The organism is Dorea ammoniilytica (genome assembly GCF_025567415.1).
Taxonomy (GTDB): Bacteria; Bacillota; Clostridia; order Lachnospirales; family Lachnospiraceae; genus Claveliimonas; species Claveliimonas ammoniilytica.
The window spans coordinates 16,563-39,696 of the sequence record NZ_JAOQJV010000009.1; the positions used below are offsets into that span (position 1 = coordinate 16,563).

A 23,134-nucleotide genomic window follows, 5' to 3' on the forward strand; every position below is an offset into this window, starting at 1 on the left:
CATGAAAGATTATTTGGTGTGTATATTATTTTGGACCATTTTTACGGTAATGCTTTATATGTTTGGAAAAGCTGTGAGCAGGGAAGAGAAGAGTGTGTCCGGTAATTTTATTTCAGGCTATCTAGTGTATAGTTTTTTTGTGGCTACGGGAGCAATTCCGATGCAGCTGGCAGATCTTCCATGGATGGTATTTGCAGTTTATATGGGTGTTTTGTGGATCGGAATAGCAGGAGTTATTCTATATACGGCTAAGAAAAAGAAATTTGGATTTTATTCCATCAGAGTGAAGGAATATATAGCGGAAAATTGGTTTTTATATGTAATGTGTGCCGTTGTGATCTTAATGATGGCATTTTATTATGCTGGATTCTGGCTTGGCAACCATCTGGATGACGGCTATTATATCACTAAAGTAGTGACAATGCCCTATACACGGATCGGTGGAAATTATAATTATTCAGCAGGAATACCGGGAACTGGGATCAGCAGTTATATTGTAAATACGTGGGAGATTGAAGCATCGGTATATGTGAAACTGCTGGGAGCTGCACCGACACTGTATCTGCGTCTGTTCCAGTCAGCATTTTATTACTTTTTGTTTGTTAATGTGATGAAATATCTGACAGAGCAGGTGGTTAAGACAGCCGGGATCAAAGTGTCCCGGAATACAGCACAGTATGTTGCTGCAATCTTACCGCTTATTTCTACATATTATCTGTATCTGACAAATTCCAAAATACTGGTTCTGCGGGATATGTTTTTTCTGCAGACAGGAATGTTTTTGGGCGCAACGATGGTACGGCTGTGCGGAATCAGCATATTCATGATCCTGTATTTAAAATACGGAACGAGAAAGAAGACGGTTCCTATGGTGATCGGTTATATAGCGGTATCCGTTGTGCTGGTCTCTAAATCGACGATTGCACTGCCGATTATTCTGGTATCAGCATTTTCGGCAGGACTGATATGGCTGGCGTGTGAGTATGGAAAGAAAGAACGGATTGCCGGGATCCTGCTGGGGATCGTATATATTGCGGCCGGTATAATCCTGCCGAATAACGAAGGCATTGCGCAGGTCGTTAAAAATGATATCACAAGTTCGCTGACATCAATCGCGCTGTATCCATTTATTTTGATCTTTGTATGCAGCTTCCTGTTGAAAAACAAGACGATATATAAGCTGAATGCACAGTTTGTACTGATGGTTCTGCTGATCATCACGCCGGAGTACAATGATGTATTTGAACTGTGTTCCGTGTATGGTTTTGTAGGCGGAAGAGCCTGGACTGCTGTTGTGTATTACTTTATTGTATTGAATATGGGTTATCTGTGCTATATACTGTACAGGGTTACGGAGAAGGATATGCTGCCGGGAGTTGTGAGCGTCTGTATGAGTGCAGTGCTTACAGTCGTGATGTTAGGCGGCTTTGTACAGAATGGAGGCGAAGTGCTTCCGGATAATCCGGTGAAAAAAGCGGATGTGGTAAACAGCCTCAGAGTGATGAAGAATAATAAATATTTTATTCCAAATTCAACAATCCTGCTTGGAGAGGAGTTGGAGAAACTCACAGATGAAACAGGAGATCAGTTGTGCGTGGTTATGCCGAAGCTCGTGGTTGATAATGATGCACTGCATTCATTAGCCGTTTCCATCAGAGCGTATGCACCGGATATCATTTCAGCATCAGCAATGGAGCGCTACACGATGAGTAATAATCCGGCGTTGTCGGAATATAAGCAGGTAAATTATGATGCCTTTGTGGCAGATCCGAATCAGGAAAATGCAGATAAATTAGAGAAGGAATTAGATGGAACCGGAGTGAACTGTATTGTTACACAGAGTCCAGATTATAAAGAGAGGTTTGATGGAATGGGTTATTCGTTGAAAGCATCAACGGAAGATGGAAGATATTTCATTTGGTATAAAGCTGAGTAAAGAGGGGTGTTGGAAAGACATTGTGTATAAAATGAAAGAACGATGGAAATGTTTTGTAAATAAAAAGAATCTGAGAAAATGGATCATTTGTATTGCGGGTGCCTTTTTGGGAGGCATGATCCTGTCCATGGGCTATGCAGGAGCGCAGTATCTGCGTGAAGGCGGTGCACATGAGCAGCGGACAGTTGAAGCATCGGATATCCAATGTGATAAGGTTACGGTTGAGGATGGAAATTATCATATCAGCGGCGATGAATCTAAATTGACGATAACTTTTCCGGAAAAAACCTATATATCGAAATTGAAATATGCATATGCTGTGCCGGAATACACGAAAAGTAAAGTAAAGGTGTATGTGTCCAACATTTATGGAGATACCGAAGAACGTGAGATTACAGATTGGTATAAAAATATACTGTCACATTCTACTATTAATATTCATGCAAGGGTAGAAAAGATTGAATTCGATTTCGCCGGGCTGGAATTTGGCATTGATGCTGCGGACTTTACTATTGATAATGGTTTTGACTGGAATCCTTTTTTGGCGTTATTTCTTATGGCTGTGATATTTCTGGGATTGTATCTGGCAATGTTTAAGAGAGAGAATGCAAAATATCCGGAAGCAGCATTGTTTGTCAGTATTTTGATCATATCAACGTGTATGCTGGTTATGGAGCCTCCGACAATTGTTGGATGGGATGAACAGATCCATATCATGAATACATATAAATTAAGCCCGGGAGAGATGACGGGTAATAAAGCACTGGATAATTTTCAGGTACATGCTAACTGGTTTTCACCGGAACAGATGGCAAGCTTTGATGAACATGTAGAAGAAATCCATCGTACGAATGAGATGGGAAGTATTGCGACGAGTGCGGTTGCGAAAAAGAATCGTTTCTTATCCAGTATAGGTTATGTTTTTCAGATTCTGTTTCTGAAAGCAGGGCTGGCGCTTCATCTGCCGTTTTATATCTGCTGGCTGCTGGGCAAGTTCTCAAATGTTTTATTATATGCGCTTGGCATGTCTGTGGCTGCGGCGATACTTCCAATTGGCAAAAAGATATTTTCAGTGATTGCCATGGCACCGACAGCGTTGTTTATCAGTATCTGTTACACATATGATGTGACGGTTACGGTATTTATAGCGATAGGGATTAGTATTTTTCTTAAAATGCTTTTGTCTAAAGAAAAAGCGTCCATGAAATGGAAAGTTTTATTTGTAGTCTGTATGGCTGTTGGATGCATGCCGAAGGCGGTATACGCACCGCTTATGTTACTTGGACTTATGATTCCGTGTGAAAAATATGAATCAAAGAAAAGCTGTCGTATATACCGGGGAGTATTGATTCTTGGATTTTTAATGTTGATGAGTTCATTTGTGCTTCCGGTGCTTCTTCCCCACAGCGGAGGAGGAACAGTAGTTGCCGGAGATGCAAGAGGCGGTGATACCAGCGTGACGAGACAGATGGCATATGTGTTGGGAAAGCCATTTGCATATGCAGTTGTTCTGATCAGAAATGTGTGGGATACGCTGGTAGATTATACAATTGGTACAGCAGTATTTGGCACAATGGGTTATGTTGGAACGATCACACCGCCAGTTATATTTTCAGTGATTGCTGTTGTGACAGCAGTAACGGACAGTTACCGTGAAGAAAGGCTGGATAAATTATCCGGCAGACATCGGGCGGGAATTGTGATTAGTATTGTGATTACGATTGCATTGATCTGGACAGCCCTCTATCTTTCGTTTACAGAAGTCGGCAAGACACAGATCGCGGGAGTCCAGGCAAGATACTATCTACCGTTTCTGTTTTTACTGTATGTTTGCCTGCAGAATAGTAAGATTAAATGTAAGGTGAAGGCAGAAAATTATCAGATGGCAGTTATGCTGCTAACCGGAGGATTTATGTTCTGGCAGATTTTTGTATATTTTATTTTGGCACGTATTGTCTGAGAATAATAAAAGATAAATGGAGATTAACATGGAAAAACGATTTGTTGTTACACAGTGCAGATTTCATGCAGTAGACAGAACAAAGCTTATCATCAGCGGATGGATGGGAGTGGAAGAGACAGATTCTGTTGGTATCAAGGTAATGTTGGATAAGGAACCGTTGGAATATCATATTGAGAAAAAGATTAATACTGGAATCGCGATGATGGAAATGGAGGAGGGCAGAACACGCCCGAAATATATCTATGCGGTTCATGTAACACTTCCGGAGGACTGGAAGAAGAAAAGAGAACTGCAACTGACTACAAAGGATTCTGCGGATGAGAATCCGGCTAAAGATTTTCAAATTTCGGTTATGAAGCTGAAGAAGAAAGTTAAAGAGCTGGAATACCGTGCCAAATGCAAAAAATATGAAGATCAGGGCTTTATGATCAAGGGTTGGTGCGTGTGCCTTGCCCATGTGGATATTACGGTTAAAGATGAAAAAGGAAGAACGCTTCCGGTCGAGATCAGAAGAAAGAAGAATGCGGATATCTTCAGCTATTATCCGGAATGTACAGAAGAGGATGTATATGGATTCGAGATCCTGTATAGGGGAGAGCTGCCGGGAGCAGTCTATGTGTCTATGAAGGATGGAGACAGAAGTTCGCGGTATGGTGTAACGCTTAAGAATACGCCTGTAAAGAAAGTTACACAGAAGATAAAGAAATACAGTGTTAAGAGTGTGACATATCTTGAAAAGTATGGTATTCAGGACGTCTACGAACGTGTGAAGATCAAACTCTCGAAGAAAGAATTTAATTTGTATGAACATTGGAGAAGAATTCATCTTCCGGATAGCAGAGAACTTCAGCAGCAGAGAATGACCAGCTTTGAATATGCGCCGAAATTTTCAATCGTGGTTCCGCTGTATAAGACGGATCATGTATTCTTGCAGGAAATGATCGATTCTGTAAAAGCACAGACTTATAGTAACTGGGAACTCTGTCTTTCTGATGGAAGCGGTAAGCCGTCACCATTGGAGGATGAGCTGAAGAGATATACAGCAGAGGATGCAAGGATCAAAGTGGTGAGCAATGAGACTCCGTTGCAGATTTCTGACAATACTAATAAGGCACTGGAAATAGTATCGGGAGACTGGATCGCATTTATGGATCATGATGATCTGCTGACACCGGATGCATTATATGAATGTGTAAAGATGATGAATGAAGTGCCTAGTACGGATATGATCTATACTGATGAAGATAAGATATCGATGGATGGATCAGATTTCTTCCAGCCTCATTTTAAATCAGATTTTAATATTGATATGCTGCGGGGAACGAATTATTTCTGCCATTTTACAACGGTACGCAGGGATCTGTTTGAAAAAGCAGGTGTGCTGAATGGAGAATTTGATGGTGCGCAGGATTATGATTTTGTGCTGCGGTGTGTGGAACACGCAGAATGTGTGAAGCATGTTCCAAAGGTGCTGTATCACTGGCGTGCGCATAAAGATTCAACGGCAGAAAATCCGGAAAGTAAATTATATGCATTTGAGGCAGGTGCAAGAGCAGTGCAGGCGCACTATGACAGAGTGGGAATTCCGGCGGATGTAGAGTCTACAAAATATCTTGGCATATATAGAAGTAAATACCGGGTAACGGAAAAGCCGTTAATTTCGATCATTATACCGAACAAAGATCATATTGACGATCTGGATAAATGTATCCGGTCGATTGAAGATAAATCTACGTATCAGAATGTCGAATATATCATTGTGGAAAATAATAGTACTGATAAGGCGACATTTACCTATTATGAGAAACTGCAGAAAGAAAATAAGAAGGTCAGAGTTGTCCGCTGGGATAAGGAATTCAATTATTCCGCGATTAATAATTACGGAGTATCGTTTGCAAAGGGAGATTATTATCTGTTCTTAAATAACGATACAGAGATTATCAATGAGAATTGCCTGGAAGAACTGATGGGATACTGTCAGCGGAAAGATGTGGGAATTGTCGGAGCAAGATTGTTCTATGAAGATGGAACAATCCAGCATGCAGGCGTGATTGTGGGTATCCAGGGAGTTGCAGGTCATGCATTTGCCGGCCAGGCACATGAATCACCGGGATATTTTGGAAGAGCGATCATTGCTCATGACTGCAGTGCAGTGACAGCGGCATGTATGCTGGTTAAGAAAGAAGCGTTTGACAAGGTACATGGATTTGATCCAAAATTAGCTGTGGCATTCAATGATATTGATTTCTGCCTGAAGGTAAGAGAAGCAGGATATCTGGTTGTATATAATCCATATGCAGAATTGTACCATTATGAATCCAAGTCAAGAGGTAAAGAAGACAGCGAGAAGAAGGTGCGCCGTTTTATGGGAGAGATCGAGACATTCCATGAGAAATGGTTTGATATTCTGGATCAGGGAGATCCGTACTATAATCCGAATCTGACGCTGAATGAGAATAATTTTGATTTGAGACAGTAAATGGACTGAGGATATTATCATGATTAAAAATGTATTTTATATCAAGAACTGCAGATTTCATTTATATGATGAGAATGTGCTGTTTCTGTGCGGAAGTTTCAGACTGGACACGATGGCAGGTGAACGGCTTGTTGCTACGCTGGATCGTCAGAAACTGGAGATAAAAGTGGAAGAACATGACCTTCCGTTTTCGCTTATGCAGCAGAAAGGGACGCTTACGAAGCAGTATTATGCGTGGGTGCAGCTCCCGGATGACTGGCAGCAGGGAAGCAGACTCAGGATCGTACAATATGGCAAAGACGGAAAGAGACTTGCAGGAATGTATGCGGTTTCTCGATTGAAGAAGATGCAGATGGAACTGGCGTATAAGATTGAGCAGGTTCAGATGCAGGATGGACAGGTGATTGTAAAAGGATGGTATGCGGAGCCTACACATACCGAGATTACGCTTACTAGTCATGGGAAGTATATTCCGGTGGAAGTAAAGAATGAAGCAAGACCGGATGTGAAAGCGGTTATCCCGGAAGCCTGTTTAACAGATATTAAAGGGTTCGAGGCAGCTGCATGCGTGGATAAAGCCGATGCATGGAAGCTGTATCTGAACGCTGGAAACAGACATGGAATGTCAAGATTGCATCCAGATGACAGTGCTGTGTTTGGCAGGCTGGCAAAGATAGAGCGGATTGCAGAAAAGACCAGTGATTCGATGCATCAGTATGGGATCCGGGGAACGTATGATAAGATTCAGAGAAAACTGCTGAAAAAGGATCAGATTACATATAAAAATTGGCGGAAGCTCTATACACCTGATAAAAAAGAACTGCAGAGACAGAGAGATGAATATCTGGAATATCAGCCGAAGATTTCCGTGCTGGTATCGGCAGAGGAATCCGGCGGGCTGTTGACAGACCTTATCCGGTCAATGCTGGAGCAGACCTATGCAGACTGGGAACTCTGTATCGCAGCGGCGATGGATACTAAGATTGAGCTTGGCACATGTGCTGACAGTAGGGTAAGAATCATACGTATGAGAGAACAGGAAAGTCTGGCAGAGATGCTGAACGGGGCAGTACGGGAAGCGTCTGGAGACTATATGGTACTTGCAGATGCAAAAGACTGTCTGGCACCGGATGCGCTTTATGAATGTGTGAAAAGACTGAATCAGGAACCGGAAGCTGTGATCCTGTATACAGATGAAGATAAGCTGGATCTGGGAAGACGCAGATATTACGCTCCGCAGTTTAAGACGGATTATAATCTGGATTTATTAAGGAGCTGTAACTATATTTCACATCTGTGTCTGGTTCGCTGTGATATAGCTGAAAATGCAGGATATTTGGATCCGTCATTTGATGATGCGCTGGAGTATGATTATATACTGCGCTGTACGGAATGCGCAGATCCGAAGCATATTGTTCATATTCCGAAAGTGTTATATCATGTGCGGAATACTGCGGATACAAATAAAGCAGACAAATACCATGCAGAGAAGCGTGCGCTGGAAGCGCATCTAAAGCGGCTGGGAATCTGTGCGGAGGTACTTCCGGCAGAAGCAAAAGGCTGTTTTCGTGTGAAGTACAGTGTGAAAGAGAAACCATTGGTTTCGGTTATCATACCGACCAAAGATCACATAGAGGATCTGGATAAGTGCCTGCGTTCGCTGGAAGAAATAAATACCTACCATAATATCGAGTATATTATTGTGGAGAATAATAGTGAAAAGGCAGAAACATTTGCGTATTACGAACAGCTTGCGGAGAAGATGCCGAGAGCAAAGGTTGTATACTGGAAAGAAAAGGGGTTCAATTATCCGGCAATCAATAATACCGGTGTCAGGCATGCCGGCGGAGATTACCTGTTGTTTCTGAATAATGACACGGAAATCGTGAACGCAGACTGTATTGAAGAAATGCTTGGACAGTGCCAGCGGAAGGAAGTCGGTGCGGTTGGAGCAAGACTGTATTATGAAGATGGAACGATTCAACATGCCGGCGTGATCGTAGGGCTTGGCGGCGTAGCAGGACATGCATTTGTAGGATATGAGCATGATGATCCGGGATACTGTGGCAGAATCATGTTGACCCAGGATTACAGTGCCGTTACGGCAGCGTGTATGATGGTGGATCGCAGAGTGTTTGAAGAAGCAGGAGGCTTTGATGAGCAGTATGCAGTGGCGTTTAATGATGTGGATCTGTGCCTTGCGATTCGGAAGGCCGGTTATCTGATCGTCTATGATCCGTACGCTGAACTGAAACATTATGAATCAAAATCCAGAGGAATGGAAGATACAGATGAAAAAGTGCGCCGGTTCAATTTAGAGATCGCGCTGTTTCAGGAACGCTGGAAAGAGGTACTGGAAACGGGAGATCCATATTATAGTCCGAATTTAACATTGGCGAAAAATGACTTCAGCCTGGCTGTTGATGTAAGATAAGCAAAGAAAAATTGCGGTGGTTTTCAGAAAACATGGAAACCGCTGTAATTTTTTGCTTTCGTTGACAGCAGATAGTCAGTTCTGTATAATAAAATAGATTCGTATTTATCAGGTATAATATGTCTTATCGTGGAGGAAATATAGTGTCGAAATATATACAAAATTTTAATAAGTTCCGTCCGCTGTTAAAAGAATTGATCATGCGAGATATCAAAACAAAATACCGCAAGTCGATTCTTGGTGTGTTCTGGACAATTTTAAATCCGCTGTTTATGATGGTGGTGCTGTCAATAGTGTTCTCGAATATGTTTAAATTTGATGTAGAATACTTTCCAGTGTATCTGCTAAGTGGTCAGTTGATTTTCAACTTTTTCAATGAAGCGACAACGAATGCAATGGGAGCTATTGTTATGAATGGTCCATTGATCAAGAAGATTTATGTTCCGAAGTATATGTTTGTATTGTCACGAATTTTTTCGAGTTCAATTAATCTGCTGGCATCATTTACGGCGATGATCTTTGTGATGCTTGCTATGCGTGTGGAATTACATTATACAGTTCTGCTTGCACCGATACCATTGCTTTTTATTGTGTTCTTTTCACTGGGAGTGGGACTTATCCTATCAGCGATCACAGTCAAATTCCGTGATATCATGCATTTGTATTCCGTATTTGTTACTGCTTTGATGTATTTGACACCGGTTATTTACCCGATGTCGATTCTTCCGGAATGGCTGAAGAAAATTGTATTATTGAATCCACTTACAAATATTCTGACTATGTTCAGAAATGTGATGATTAATAATATGCTGCCGAGCATTTCTTCGATTCTGCTTGCAGCAGTTGAAGTTGCAGTTGTGATGGTACTTGGTTTATATGTATTTTATAAGCGTCAGGATACATTTATACTGGATATATAGGAGAAGAGAAGAATGGATCATACAGATATTATCAGCGTAGAGCAGGTGTCTATGCGGTTTGCACTTGCATCTGAAAAAGTTGACAGCTTAAAAGAGTATTTTATTAAAACGTTGAAAAGCCAGATTTCGACAAATGAATTCTGGGCATTGAAGGATGTCTCTTTTAATATCCAGCGAGGAGATGCACTTGGACTGATCGGCTTAAATGGAAGTGGTAAAAGTACGATGCTGAAGATCATTGCAGGTGTTCTGAAGCCGACAAAGGGTTCTGTAGCGGTACGTGGTGAGGTTGCACCATTGATTGAGTTAGGAGCCGGATTTGATTTTGACCTTACTGCAGGAGAGAATATTTTTCTTAACGGAGCTTTAATGGGACGTTCTCATGAAGAGATGGAAGCTCATTATGAGGAAATTATAGATTTTTCGGAGTTGCGTGATTTTATAGACGTTCCGGTTAAGAATTTTTCATCTGGTATGGTTTCAAGACTTGCATTTGCAATTGCGACAATCGGCACTCCAGATATACTGATCTGTGATGAAGTTTTATCAGTTGGAGATTTCCGCTTTCAGGAAAAATGTCAGAAGAGAATACAGGAAATGCTGGATAAGGGTACTACTTTACTTTTTGTATCTCATAGTATTGAGCAGGTAGAAGAATTGTGTAATAAAGTAGTCTGGCTTGAAAAGGGTAATGTACGGATGTTTGGTGACTGTAAAGAAATTGCAGAAATCTACAGAACGTCATATTAGAGTATACAAGGAGCGTAGAAAATGAAGAAGAAATTAAGCTGGATAATTCTTGCTGTTATTCTGATTGTATTTACAGGTCTGTATGCGGTTGTGGATAAGAATAATGCAATCTATGACAGAGAAACGGATACCAGTAATTATGTATCACTTGGACTGGAACAGGGCGAGATGGTATCTCAGATATTTACTTCCAAAGAAGATAAACTGGATGGGATCAATGTAAAAATGTCGGTATCCGGACAGGCAAAGGGGAAGAAGATCAGCTATGTGCTGAAAGATGAAGATGGTAAAACAGTAGCATCTGGAAGTGCATCGCTGGATAAAATTAAAGCAGGCAAGTTCTTTAACCTGAAATTTGATGAACTTACAGGATGTAAAGGTAAAACATATACATTTGAGCTGACGACCGAAAAGTGTGAAAAGGATGCACAGGTGATTGTATATGCAGTTCCGGGAGCGGACAAAGAAGCACCGCTTACGGTAAAAGGAGAAAAAGGCGAGGGTGTGCTGGTACTGCGGACTGTGACACACCGGTTTGATATTGAGACTTTTGTTGTTACTGCAGTATTTATCATCTATGTGTTCCTGTTTATCAGATGGCTGGGCAGAGTATTTAAATAATTATAGTGTATTGAATAGGCTTCCCGGTTTTCCGTTGTGGAAAACAGGGAGTTGCTTTATTTGTTAAAGTAAATTGATACTGCGGAGACAATAGTGATGAAAAAACCAGGCTATTATTCCTCCGGGGAGTTTGCCCGCATGGCGGGTGTAACGCTTCGGACGATACGATATTATGATAAACAGAATATATTAAAGCCATCGTTAGTAAGTGAAGCAGGAGCCAGATTTTATACGGAAGAGGATTTCGCAAGACTTCAGCAGATACTACTTCTCAAGTATTTGGGATTTTCACTGGATGATATCCAGGAGATGACGATTGACGATGTGGATTATCATTTTCTTCTGAATTCACTAGGGATTCAGTTAAAACTTGTGAAAGACAGGCTGGAACAGATGCAGCTAGTGGAGCAGGCGATTCAGGATACAATGGATGTAATACAGACAGAGCGAACGGTGGACTGGAGCAATATGCTGAATTTGATCCACCTGACTGGTATGGAAAAGAGTCTGAAGAATCAGTATCAGGACGCATCGAATATTTCGGCGAGAATTAATCTTCATAGTCTTTATTCACAGAACCCGCAGGGATGGTTTCCGTGGATCTATGAGCAGTTAGATCTGAAGTCTAATATGAAAGTGCTGGAACTTGGCTGCGGTGATGGTGAACTATGGAAAGAAAATAAGGAGAAGCTTCCAAAGCAGATAGAATTGCATCTGACAGATATTTCAGAAGGAATGCTCAGAGATGCCAGACGAGAAATCGGTGTGAGAGATAAACGGTTTCATTTTCAGACGGCGGATGCGTGTGAGATTCCGTATGAGGATGATATGTTCGATGTTGTGACGGCGAATCATGTGTTGTTTTACTGTGAAGATATCGGACGGGCTTGCAGCGAAATACGCCGGGTATTAAAACCGGGCGGAATATTTGTGTGCGGAGCTTATGGCAGCAGTCATATGAAAGAGGTAAGCCAGTTGGTGCAGAAGTTCGATGAGCATATCATATTATCGGCAGAACATCTGTATGAAAGATTTGGAAAAGAAAATGGATTCGATATCCTGAAGCCATATTTTAATAAAATTGAGTGGAGACAGTACGAGGATTATCTGATTGTTCCGGAGCCGGAACCATTGATTGCATATGTATTATCCTGTCATGGTAATCAGGGACAGTATCTGCCGGATCGGTACAGTGAGTTTCGTAGTTATGTACGGAAGAGAACCAAAGATGGATTTCAGATAACCAAAGATGCAGGAGTATTTGTGTGCGTGATTAAAAAATAAATCTTAATATTTTCTAAAAAGGCTTGAAGGTGACCTAAGGTCACCTTTTATAATGCAATCATAAGATGACAAAAGACCGGGATGTTTGTATCCCACGATCGAAGCATGTAATATGCAGGAGGTTCAAATGAAAGGAATTATTTTGGCAGGAGGATCTGGTACAAGACTTTATCCTCTGACGATGGTTACATCCAAACAGTTATTACCGATTTATGACAAACCGATGATTTACTATCCGATGTCTGTGCTAATGAATGCAGGTATCCGTGATATTTTAATTATTTCTACACCACAGGATACACCGAGATTCAAAGAACTGCTGGGAAACGGACATCAGTTTGGCGTGAAGCTGTCTTATGCAGTACAGCCAAGCCCGGATGGACTGGCTCAGGCATTCATCATTGGAGAAGAATTCATTGGTGATGATACCGTTGCGATGGTATTGGGAGATAATATTTTTGCAGGACATGGTATGAAGAAACGTCTGACGACAGCTGTGGAGAATGCAGAGTCAGGTAAGGGCGCTACCGTATTTGGATATTACGTAGATGATCCGGAGAGATTCGGTATCGTAGAGTTCGATCAGAATGGCAAGGCTGTTTCTATTGAAGAGAAGCCAGAGCATCCGAAGAGCAATTATTGTGTAACGGGTCTGTACTTCTATGATAATAAGGTTGTAGAGTATGCGAAGAATCTGAAACCAAGTGCCAGAGGAGAGTTGGAGATTACCGACCTGAACCGTATTTATCTGGAGGAAGGCAATCTGAATGTAGAACTTCTCGGACAGGGATTCACATGGTTGGATACCGGTACACATGAGAGTCTGGTAGATGCTACAAACTTTGTAAAGACAGTAGAGACACATCAGCACCGTAAGATCGCGTGTCTGGAAGAGATTGGTTATCTGAATGGATGGATTTCCAAAGAAGAAGTGCTGAAGGTATATGAAGTACTGAAGAAGAATCAGTATGGTCAGTATCTGAAAGATGTATTAGATGGTAAGTATCAGGAAAACCTGTACTAAACGAGTGATTGCCCAGAACCCTTACTCACATGTAAAGCTGATGCGTCATGCTTGCATGGGAGATTCTGTGAGCAAATAATAATATAACAACAGAAGGAGAATTAGTATTATGAATATTATTGTGACCGGAGGAGCCGGATTTATTGGAAGTAACTTTGTATTTCACATGCTGAATAAGTACCCGGATTACAGAATCGTATGCCTGGACTGCCTGACATACGCAGGTAATCTGTCTACACTGGAGCCTGTAATGGATAACCCGAATTTCCGTTTTGTAAAGGCAAGCATTACAGATCGTGAAGCTGTATACAAACTATTTGAGGAAGAGAAGCCGGATATGGTAGTGAACTTCGCAGCAGAAAGTCACGTAGACCGTTCTATCGAGAATCCGGAAGTATTCCTGGATACCAATATCAAGGGTACAGCAGTGCTGATGGATGCCTGCAGAAAATACGGTATCAAGCGTTATCATCAGGTATCTACGGATGAAGTATACGGAGATCTTCCGTTAGACAGACCAGATCTGTTCTTTACAGAGGAGACACCAATCCACACCAGCAGCCCGTACAGCTCATCCAAGGCCGGTGCAGACCTTCTGGTACTTGCATACCACAGAACATATGGTCTGCCTGTGACTGTCAGCAGATGCTCAAATAACTACGGACCATATCATTTCCCAGAGAAGCTGATTCCGCTGATGATTGCGAATGCATTGAATGACAAACCACTTCCGGTATACGGAAAAGGTGAAAATGTCCGTGACTGGCTGTATGTAGAGGATCATTGTAAAGCAATCGATCTGATTATTCATAACGGACGTGTTGGCGAGGTATACAACATCGGTGGTCACAACGAAATGAAGAATATTGATATCGTAAAGATTATCTGCAAAGAACTTGGCAAACCGGAAAGCCTGATCACATATGTAGAGGATCGTAAGGGACACGATATGCGTTATGCAATCGACCCTACCAAGATTCACAATGAACTTGGATGGCTTCCAGAGACCATGTTTAAAGATGGAATCAAGAAGACCATTCAGTGGTACCTGGATAACAAAGAGTGGTGGGAAACTATTATCTCAGGTGAATACCAGAATTATTATGAGAAAATGTATGCACACCGTCAGGAGGTTAAATAAATGAAAGTATTAGTAACAGGAGTAGGCGGACAGCTTGGACATGATGTGATGAACGAGTTGGCACAGCGCGGCTATGAAGGTGTAGGTTCAGACATCAAGGAAGAATACAGCGGTATTCAGGACGGAACTCCGGTAACCACAATGCCATATGTTCCGATGGATATTACAGATGCTGCATCTGTAGAAAAGGTAATGCGCGAAGTGAATCCGGATGTTATGGTGCATTGTGCAGCATGGACAGCAGTAGATAATGCAGAGGATGAAGATAAACAGGCGATCGTACATGCGATTAATGCAGGTGGTACCGAAAATATCGCAAAGATGTGTAAAGAACTGAATTGCAAGATGGTATATATCAGTACGGATTATGTGTTTGATGGACAGGGCACAGAGCCATGGGAGCCAGATTGTAAGGATTACGCACCTCTGAATGTATATGGGCAGACAAAGCTGGATGGAGAGCTTGCTGTATCCGGTAATCTGGACAAATATTTTATCGTACGTATCGCATGGGTATTTGGCAAGAATGGCAAGAACTTTATTAAGACGATGCTGAATGTCGGTAAGACACACGATAAACTTACAGTTGTAAATGACCAGATTGGTACACCGACGTATACATTCGATCTTGCACGTCTTCTGGTAGATATGATAGAGACGGAAAAGTATGGATATTATCATGCAACTAACGAAGGCGGCTATATCAGCTGGTATGATTTCACTAAGGAGATTTTCCGTCAGGCAGTTGCTCTGGGTCATGAAGAATATTCAGAGGATCGTTTGAGCGTTGCGCCGGTAACGACAGAAGAGTATGGCGTATCAAAGGCTGCAAGACCATTCAACAGCCGTCTGGATAAGAGCAAACTGGTAGAGAATGGATTTGAACCATTGCCGACATGGCAGGATGCATTATCCAGATATCTGAAAGAAATCGAGTTTTAATTTTAATAAGTAAACAATAGAATCTGCCTGGTATAATCAACCGGGCAGATTTGGTGTATATAACTGGAGGAAGATAAAATGGGACAGATTAAAGTAGAGAAGAATGCAGGCGGTATTGAAGGACTGTGCGTAATCGAACCGGCAGTTCACGGAGATGCCAGAGGATATTTCATGGAGACTTACAATCAGAGAGATATGGAAGAAGCCGGATTGAATATGGTGTTCGTACAGGACAACCAGTCATGTTCGGTGAAAGGTGTGTTGCGTGGTCTTCATTTCCAGAAAGAATTTCCGCAAGGCAAACTTGTGAGAGTAGTAAAAGGTTCTGTATTTGATGTGGCAGTAGATTTGAGAAGCGGAAGTGAGACATATGGCAAATGGTTTGGCGTAGAGCTGACAGAAGAGAACAAGAAGCAGTTCTATATTCCGGAAGGATTTGCACATGGCTTCCTTGTGTTGAGCGATATCGCTGAATTCTGCTATAAGTGTACAGACTTTTATCATCCGGGTGATGAAGGTGGACTTGCGTGGAATGATCCGGAGATTGGCATTACATGGCCGGAACTTCAGGGTGAATACAACGGAACTCCGTCAGCAGAAGGATATCATCTTGCAGACGGAACAGCATTGAATCTGAGTGATAAAGACCAGAAATGGGCAGTATTAAAGGATACTTTTAAGTTCTAAGGTGCAGAGAATGAAGAAAATAGATAGTACTTTTATCAGATTTGCAATGGTAGGAGTTGCAAATACTATATTTGGTACTGCAATTATGTTCCTGTTTTATAATGTGTTCCATCTGAGTTACTGGGTATCTTCTGCAAGCAATTATATTTTTGGAAGTATTTTAAGTTATTTCCTGAATAAGAATTTCACGTTTCAGAATAAAGAACGCTCGTGGCAGGTGGTATTTCGGTTTGTGATTAATATTAGTATATGTTATGCTATAGCATATGGCATTGCCAAACCGCTGGTGCGCATGCTCCTGTCTGGACAGTCTGTCAAGATTCAGGATAATGGCGCGATGCTGGTAGGAATGGTACTGTTTGTAGTGATTAATTATCTGGGACAGAGACTTTTTGTGTTTAAGAAAGAAGTAGCAGGAGAGTAGCATGGATACGTATAAGATAGACTGGTTGAAAATCGTAAAAAGATTATCACCATATAACATAAAAAAAGGCTTGCTTTATATGAAGCATTTTGGACCGAAGGAGTTCTGGATTCGATTAACGGAACGCTTTCAGGCAGATGATGTGGATTATGAAGAATGGTATAAGAATCATAAGCCGACGATGGAAGAATTGCAGAGGCAGCGTGAGACAGAGTTTGAGTACGAACCACTGATCAGTATTCTTGTGCCCGTATACAATACACCGGAAGAATTTCTGAAGCAGATGATCCAGTCGGTGAGAAAGCAGACATATGGCAATTGGGAACTGTGCATTGCTAATGCCAATCCGACTAATGAAACGGTGGCGGAGATTTTACGTATTTCTTCTACAAAGGACACACGGATTAAGGTAAAGGATGTTCCGGAAAATGAAGGAATTGCACAGAACACGAATGCAGTACTGGCAGTTGCAACAGGAGATTATATCGGACTGCTGGATCACGATGATCTGTTGACACCGGATGCACTGTATGAAGTAGTAAAGGCAATTAATGAAAATGACAGACCGCAGGTATTGTATTCGGATGAGGATAAGGTGACTATGGATCTGTCAGAACATTTTCAGCCGCATATGAAGCCGGATTATAATAAGGATCTGCTTCGGTCTAACAATTATATTACCCATTTCTTTGTGGCAGATCGTATGCTGGTAGAAGAAGTTGGCGGAGAAGATGGTGAATATAATGGGGCACAGGATTATGATCTGATTCTTAAGTGTACGGAACGGGCAAAGGGAATTGCTCATATTCCAAGAATCTTGTATCACTGGCGAGTACACAAAGCATCAACAGCTGACAATCCGGCAAGCAAGATGTATGCATTTGATGCCGGAAAGAGAGCAATCGAAGATCATCTGAAACGGTGTGGTGAAATTGGCAAAGTGAGCCACGAGAAAGATCTGGGATTTTACCGGGTAAAATATCAGGTGCAGGGCAGTCCATTGATTTCGATCATCATCCCGAACAAGGATCAGGTGGAATCACTGGATAAGTGTCTGGAATCTATTGAGAAGTCTTCTTATAAGAATTATGAGATTATCATTGTGGAGAACAACAGTACAGAGGATGCAACCTTTGCATATTATAAGAAGATTGAGTCGGATACAATTCGCATCGTGTATTGGCCGGACGAATTTAATTATTCTGCAATTAATAATTTTGGCGTAAAACATGCCAGGGGTGACTATCTGCTTCTGCTGAATAACGATGTAGAAGTGATTACGACAGACTGGTTAGAAGAACTTACAGCCAATTGTCAGCGTAAAGATGTGGGGATAGTAGGCGCAAGGCTGTATTATCCGGATGATACGATCCAGCATGCCGGTATTGTGATTGGTATCGGAGGCGTGGCTGGAGCATTGTTTGTGGGAATGCCAAGGATGTTTACCGGATATCTCCACAAAGCAGCCATCCAGCAGGATTTGAGCGCAGTGACTGCGGCGTGTATGATGGTGAAGCGATCTGTGTATGAGGAGCTTGGCGGCTTGGAAGAAGAGCTGAAGGTTGCGTTTAATGATGTAGACTTCTGCCTGCGGGCAAGAGATAAGGGATATCTTGTGGTATATGACCCAAATGTGGAATTATACCATTTTGAATCCAAATCCAGAGGAACGGAAGATTCCAAAGAAAAGATACGCAGGTTCCAGAATGAGATTGAATATATGCGGAGTCATTGGCTGGAACTTCTGAAGAAGGGCGATCCAATGTACAATCCGAATCTGACATTGACCAAATGGGATTACAGTCTTCGCAATAATCAAAAAGAATAATCAAAATGATAAAAGCCACAGCGTTTTTCTTAAGTATCAGTTAAGAAAAACGCTGTGGCTTGCTCTTTATGTGAAAATATAGTATTATGAGGAATGAGAAATAATGGAAGTTGGTGACCCCTTGATTAAGAATAATCAGCAATTATTAAATAGAATTCACGTAGTGCTGGATGCGGTTGTAATGGTGATAGCATATATGCTTGCCTGGTTTTTTAGATTCCGCTCCGGCTTTTTTGCATTAGATGCCTGGTATCTGTCATTGCAGGCATATATGCGTGCACTCATTTTTGTGGTGCCGGGATATCTGATCTTATATTATGCATTTCAGCTATATACTCCGAAACGTGTGCAGGGAAGAAGACTGGAAGCCTGGCATGTAGTACAGGCCAATGTAACAGGTATCGCATGTTTTATTATGATCCTGTATCTGCGCCATCAGACCGATTATTCCAGAAAGATGCTGTTTGTGTTCTTATGTATTAATATCTTTCTGGATGTACTGATGCGTAATGTTATTCGGATATTTCTGCGGAAGATTCGGAAGAATGGATTGAATCAGAAGCAGATCCTGTTGATCGGTTACAGCCGTGCAGCAGAAGAGTATATTGATCGCATTATCCAGAATCCGGAATGGGGATATACGGTACGAGGCATTTTGGCTGACAATATGCCGAGAGGCACCATGTATCGGGGGTATAAAGTGATCGGAAGAATCGATAATTTATCCATTATCTTACCGGAAAATCGCCTGGATGAGATTGTGATCACACTTGGACTGGCAGAATATCACAAGCTGGAACGGATTGTAGGCATGTGCGAGAAGTCCGGAGTGCATACGAAATTTATTCCTGATTATAATAATGTCATACCGACGAAGCCTTATACGGAAGATATTCAGGGACTTCCTGTGATCAATATCCGTCGGGTTCCGCTTCATGATCCATTGAATCGATTCATGAAGCGTGGGGTGGATATCTTTGGCGCAACAGTAGCATTGATATTATTCTCGCCTGTGATGTTGGGAACTATGATCGCAATTAAGGTGAGTTCACCTGGACCTCTGATTTTTAAACAAGAGAGAGTAGGACTTAAGAATAAACCGTTTATGATGTACAAGTTCCGCTCAATGGTAGTACAGACAGAGGAAGAAGAAAAGAAAGGATGGACAACCAAGAACGATCCACGAGTGACCAGGGTTGGCAAATTCATCCGAAAAACAAGTATTGACGAGCTTCCACAGCTGTTTAATGTGTTTAAGGGAGATATGAGTCTGGTTGGGCCAAGACCGGAGCGGACACAGTTTGTAGAGCAGTTCAAAGAAGAGATACCGAGATATATGGTAAAACACCAGGTTCGTCCGGGACTGACCGGATGGGCACAGGTGAATGGGTACAGGGGAGATACATCCATTCGTAAGAGAATTGATTGTGATCTGTATTATGTAGAGAACTGGACATTAGGATTGGACTTTAAGATACTGATTATGACATTTTTTAAGGGGTTTGTAAATAAAAACGCATATTGATCGAAGGGGAGACAGAGATATGGGACAGAGAGACGACCGGAGACTGGCAAGAAAAAAACAGGAGATGCGCAGACAGAAGAGAAGAAAGAAGCGCAGAAGACGGATCGTGTTTCTGATAGCAGAGATATTGATATTATGCATTCTTGGTGTGATTGCCTATGGAATGTTTAAATTAGATAAGCTGAATGTGAATCCATTGAAGAATCTGACAAATAATGGAATCAGCCAGGACGGTTATATGAATGTGGCGATATTTGGTGATGACAGGCGACCGGAGGACACAGGTAATGCACGCAGCGACTGCATTATCATAGCAAGCATTAATAATGACACAAAAGAAGTGAAGCTGGTGTCTGTATATCGGGATACGCTCCTGAATACAGAAGATGATACGTATGATAAAGCTAATTCAGCATATGCCGTTGGTGGGGCAGAAGCTGCGGTTAATATGTTGAACCGCAATCTGGATCTGGATATTCAGGATTATGTCAGTGTGAATTTTCTGGCAGTTGCAGATGTAGTAGATCTGCTGGGCGGTATAGATCTGGATCTTACGGATGAAGAAGTGGTACACATGAATAACTATTGTGTAGAGACTTCTGAAATTACAGGTAAAGAATACAAGAAGATTGAGCCTGAAGTGGCAGGAACCTATCATTTGAATGGAGTGCAGGCGGTATCTTACAGTCGTATTCGTTATACAGAAGGTGGAGATTTTCAGAGGACATCCAGACAGCGCCTTGTGATTGAAAAGATTGCAGAGAAAGCAAAAAAGGCAGACTTAAGTACCATCAATAAAATTATCGATGCGGTCTTTCCTGAGATTACGACCAGTTTTACATCGGGGGAGATTGTGAAAATGAGTACCGGTCTTCTGCAGTATTCCATTGGTGATAATGAAGGATTTCCAATGGATAATGAGACACCGGATTCGATACCGGGGTATCAGGGGTCCTATGTTGTGCCGAAGGGATTAGAAGAAAATGTAATCAAGCTTCATAAGTTTCTGTTCCCTGATGAGGATTATGCACCGACAGATACTGTGAAAGAGATCAGTGATCACATTAAGGATGTGACGGGTATTTATCCTGATGATTCAGAAGATAGTACAGAGGATAATGGAGAATAAGGAGCAGTGCATGTGTAAAGTAACGGTAATAATACCGAATTATAATGGTGAAAAATATCTGGTGCCGTGTCTTGCGTCTTTGTATGAAGAGACCAGGACAGAGATAAAAGTAATTGTAGTGGACAATGGCTCAAAGGATGACAGTTTGAACAGAGCTATAAAGTTGTATCCACAGACTAGAATAATACGTCTGGATTGCAATTATGGATTCTGCGGGGCTGTGAATGAAGGCATTACAGCTTCGGATACGGAATATGTATTGTTACTGAATAATGATACGTTGGTGAGAAAAGGCTTTGTAGAAGCCCTTCTTCGCAGAATAGAACGGAGCGAAAAGATCTTTTCAGTAGAAGCGAAGATGCTTCAGTATCAGGATGAAGCCAGAATTGACAGTGCGGGTACGTATTATAATGCGCTTGGATGGGCATTTGCCAGAGGAAAAGATCAGTCAGCAAAGAAGTATAATTACTGTGTGAAGACATTTGCAGCATGTGGTGGTGCAGCAATATACCGTAGAAAAGTATTTGACGAAATCGGACTATTTGATGAACGCCATTTTGCATATCTGGAGGATATTGATATCGGATATCGTGCAAGATTATATGGATATGTGAATGTATATGAGCCAAAGGCTGAGGTCGTTCATGTGGGAAGTGCATCCAGCGGTTCCAGATATAATGAATTTAAAGTACAGTATTCGTCTAAGAACAATATTTATCTGATTTACAAAAATATGCCAACATGGCAGATTATATTAAACCTGCCGTTCCTGGCAGCAGGATTTGGAGTTAAGACTGCCTTTTTTATAAAGAAGGGATTAGGAGTTACATATCTGAAAGGTCTGGCAGAGGGTGTTCGGATGTGTGATAAGAAATATAAAGTACATACAGAAAAAGCGGACTGGCGACAATGCCTCGGGATTCAATGGGAATTATGGGTGAATGTGATTCGCAGGTTTTCTGATATGGGTGAAGAGGAATAGGATAATTATGAAGAGACTACTGTTGATTGCTCCGGTATTTTTTGGATATTATAAGGATATGATACTGGAGGCAGAAGAACTGGGATATCATGTGGATTATCTGTGCGATGCACCGAGCAATTCCAACATATCCAAAGCACTTGGCAGGATTAATAAAAAGCTGATCAGTGGATCAGCAAAAAGATATTACAACGAAAAAGCACTGCCGCTGGTTGAAAAAGAGCAATATGACAAGGTTCTTTTAGTAGCTGGCATGACTTGTGCGTTCACTTCAGATATGTTTTGTGAGATGCGGAGATTACAAAGACAGGCAGAATTTATTTTGTACCAGTGGGATTCAGAAGTGAATCTCCCATATTGTAAGAGTATACATCCATATTTTGACAGGATCTATACATTTGAAAAGGCAGATGCAGAACGGAATTCGACCTATCGGTTTATGCCGACGTTTTACACAAAAATTTATGAAAAAATCGGAAAAAAAGAGCGGCCGATGCCAAGGTATGACTGCTTCTATGTAGGAACCGCACATCCTAAGAAATATCTGGAAATCAATCGGATGGCGGAAGATTTGAAACCGGAACTGCCAAGGCAGTTTATATATCATTATATTCCGTCGGTCTTGAAATATGTATATCATAAAGTGACGGCGAAGGAATACCGGCATGCGAGATATCGAGACTTTCAGAAAGTTAAGCTGTCCGGTGCGGATATCATGAAGGGGATGGAAGTATCTACCTGCATTCTGGATGCTCCGCAGGGAGGACAGACTGGACTCACACTTCGTTGCTTTGAATGTATGGGGGCGAAGCGGAAATTGATTACGACGAATGTCGATATTGTGAATTATGATTTTTACAGAGCAAGTAACATTCTGGTGTATCCGGGGACAATAGAAGAACGGAAAGCTTTTTTCGAGAATTCTTATGAGGAGCTTCCAGAAGAATTGTACAGAAAATACAGCATGAACAGTTGGATGAAACGGCTGTTATCAGGCGAGGAATCTCAAAAACTACCGGAAAATCATTGAAATTTTACTGTAAATGGGGTAATATGTAAGGCGAG

General features: G+C 41.6%; 18 protein-coding genes. All 18 read left to right on the forward strand.

All coding sequences use genetic code 11. The annotated features are described in order from the left end of the window. Position 1: 1 nt before the first annotated feature. Entirely contained in the window at positions 2 to 1,936 is a 1,935-nt protein-coding gene (locus OCV65_RS08135) for a DUF6077 domain-containing protein (protein ID WP_262581641.1), read from the forward strand. Positions 1,937 to 1,967: 31 nt separating this feature from the next. Further along, a complete protein-coding gene (locus tag OCV65_RS08140) occupies positions 1,968 to 3,896 on the forward strand; it encodes a DUF2142 domain-containing protein (protein ID WP_262581695.1) in 1,929 nt (642 codons plus the stop codon). Positions 3,897 to 3,924: 28 nt separating this feature from the next. Continuing rightward, positions 3,925 to 6,378, forward strand: a complete 2,454-nt coding sequence (locus tag OCV65_RS08145) for a glycosyltransferase family 2 protein (RefSeq protein ID WP_262581642.1) — start codon at positions 3,925 to 3,927, stop codon at positions 6,376 to 6,378. A gap of 19 nt (positions 6,379 to 6,397) precedes the next feature. Next, positions 6,398 to 8,812, forward strand: coding sequence for a glycosyltransferase family 2 protein (locus OCV65_RS08150; protein ID WP_262581643.1), 2,415 nt, complete (start codon positions 6,398 to 6,400; stop codon positions 8,810 to 8,812). Positions 8,813 to 8,955: 143 nt separating this feature from the next. Further along, positions 8,956 to 9,732, forward strand: a complete 777-nt coding sequence (locus tag OCV65_RS08155; protein ID WP_262581644.1) for an ABC transporter permease — start codon at positions 8,956 to 8,958, stop codon at positions 9,730 to 9,732. A 12-nt stretch (positions 9,733 to 9,744) separates the two neighbouring features. Then, entirely contained in the window at positions 9,745 to 10,482 is a 738-nt protein-coding gene (locus OCV65_RS08160; RefSeq protein ID WP_262581645.1) for an ABC transporter ATP-binding protein, read from the forward strand. 21 nt (positions 10,483 to 10,503) lie between these two features. Further along, entirely contained in the window at positions 10,504 to 11,103 is a 600-nt protein-coding gene (locus OCV65_RS08165) for a hypothetical protein (protein ID WP_262581646.1), read from the forward strand. Positions 11,104 to 11,199: 96 nt separating this feature from the next. Next, positions 11,200 to 12,387: a MerR family transcriptional regulator gene (locus tag OCV65_RS08170; protein WP_262581647.1), complete on the forward strand. Its 1,188-nt coding sequence runs from the start codon at positions 11,200 to 11,202 to the stop codon at positions 12,385 to 12,387. Between the two features lie 127 nt (positions 12,388 to 12,514). Beyond that, complete coding sequence (gene rfbA, locus OCV65_RS08175; RefSeq protein ID WP_262581648.1) at positions 12,515 to 13,411, forward strand: glucose-1-phosphate thymidylyltransferase RfbA; 897 nt, start codon at positions 12,515 to 12,517, stop codon at positions 13,409 to 13,411. A gap of 109 nt (positions 13,412 to 13,520) precedes the next feature. Then, positions 13,521 to 14,552, forward strand: coding sequence for a dTDP-glucose 4,6-dehydratase (gene rfbB / locus OCV65_RS08180; protein WP_262581649.1), 1,032 nt, complete (start codon positions 13,521 to 13,523; stop codon positions 14,550 to 14,552). Beyond that, positions 14,553 to 15,494 carry a dTDP-4-dehydrorhamnose reductase gene (gene rfbD, locus OCV65_RS08185; protein ID WP_262581650.1) on the forward strand — a complete coding sequence of 314 codons (942 nt, stop codon included), beginning with the start codon at positions 14,553 to 14,555 and terminating at the stop codon, positions 15,492 to 15,494. It begins immediately after the preceding gene. Between the two features lie 78 nt (positions 15,495 to 15,572). After that, entirely contained in the window at positions 15,573 to 16,181 is a 609-nt protein-coding gene (gene rfbC, locus OCV65_RS08190; RefSeq protein WP_262581651.1) for a dTDP-4-dehydrorhamnose 3,5-epimerase, read from the forward strand. Between the two features lie 10 nt (positions 16,182 to 16,191). Then, positions 16,192 to 16,605: a GtrA family protein gene (locus OCV65_RS08195; protein WP_262581652.1), complete on the forward strand. Its 414-nt coding sequence runs from the start codon at positions 16,192 to 16,194 to the stop codon at positions 16,603 to 16,605. A gap of 1 nt (position 16,606) precedes the next feature. Then, entirely contained in the window at positions 16,607 to 18,433 is a 1,827-nt protein-coding gene (locus OCV65_RS08200; RefSeq protein WP_262581653.1) for a glycosyltransferase family 2 protein, read from the forward strand. A gap of 121 nt (positions 18,434 to 18,554) precedes the next feature. Further along, positions 18,555 to 19,958 (forward strand): undecaprenyl-phosphate glucose phosphotransferase, encoded by a 1,404-nt coding sequence (locus OCV65_RS08205; protein ID WP_262581696.1) that lies wholly within the window; start codon positions 18,555 to 18,557, stop codon positions 19,956 to 19,958. A gap of 19 nt (positions 19,959 to 19,977) precedes the next feature. Continuing rightward, the gene (locus OCV65_RS08210; RefSeq protein ID WP_262581654.1) at positions 19,978 to 21,087 is read left to right on the forward strand and encodes an LCP family protein; all 1,110 of its coding nucleotides are present in this window, start codon (positions 19,978 to 19,980) and stop codon (positions 21,085 to 21,087) included. Between the two features lie 10 nt (positions 21,088 to 21,097). After that, complete coding sequence (locus OCV65_RS08215; protein ID WP_262581655.1) at positions 21,098 to 22,069, forward strand: glycosyltransferase family 2 protein; 972 nt, start codon at positions 21,098 to 21,100, stop codon at positions 22,067 to 22,069. A 7-nt stretch (positions 22,070 to 22,076) separates the two neighbouring features. Continuing rightward, positions 22,077 to 23,099, forward strand: a complete 1,023-nt coding sequence (locus OCV65_RS08220; RefSeq protein ID WP_262581656.1) for a WaaS/CpsH family glycosyltransferase — start codon at positions 22,077 to 22,079, stop codon at positions 23,097 to 23,099. Positions 23,100 to 23,134: the final 35 nt, after the last annotated feature.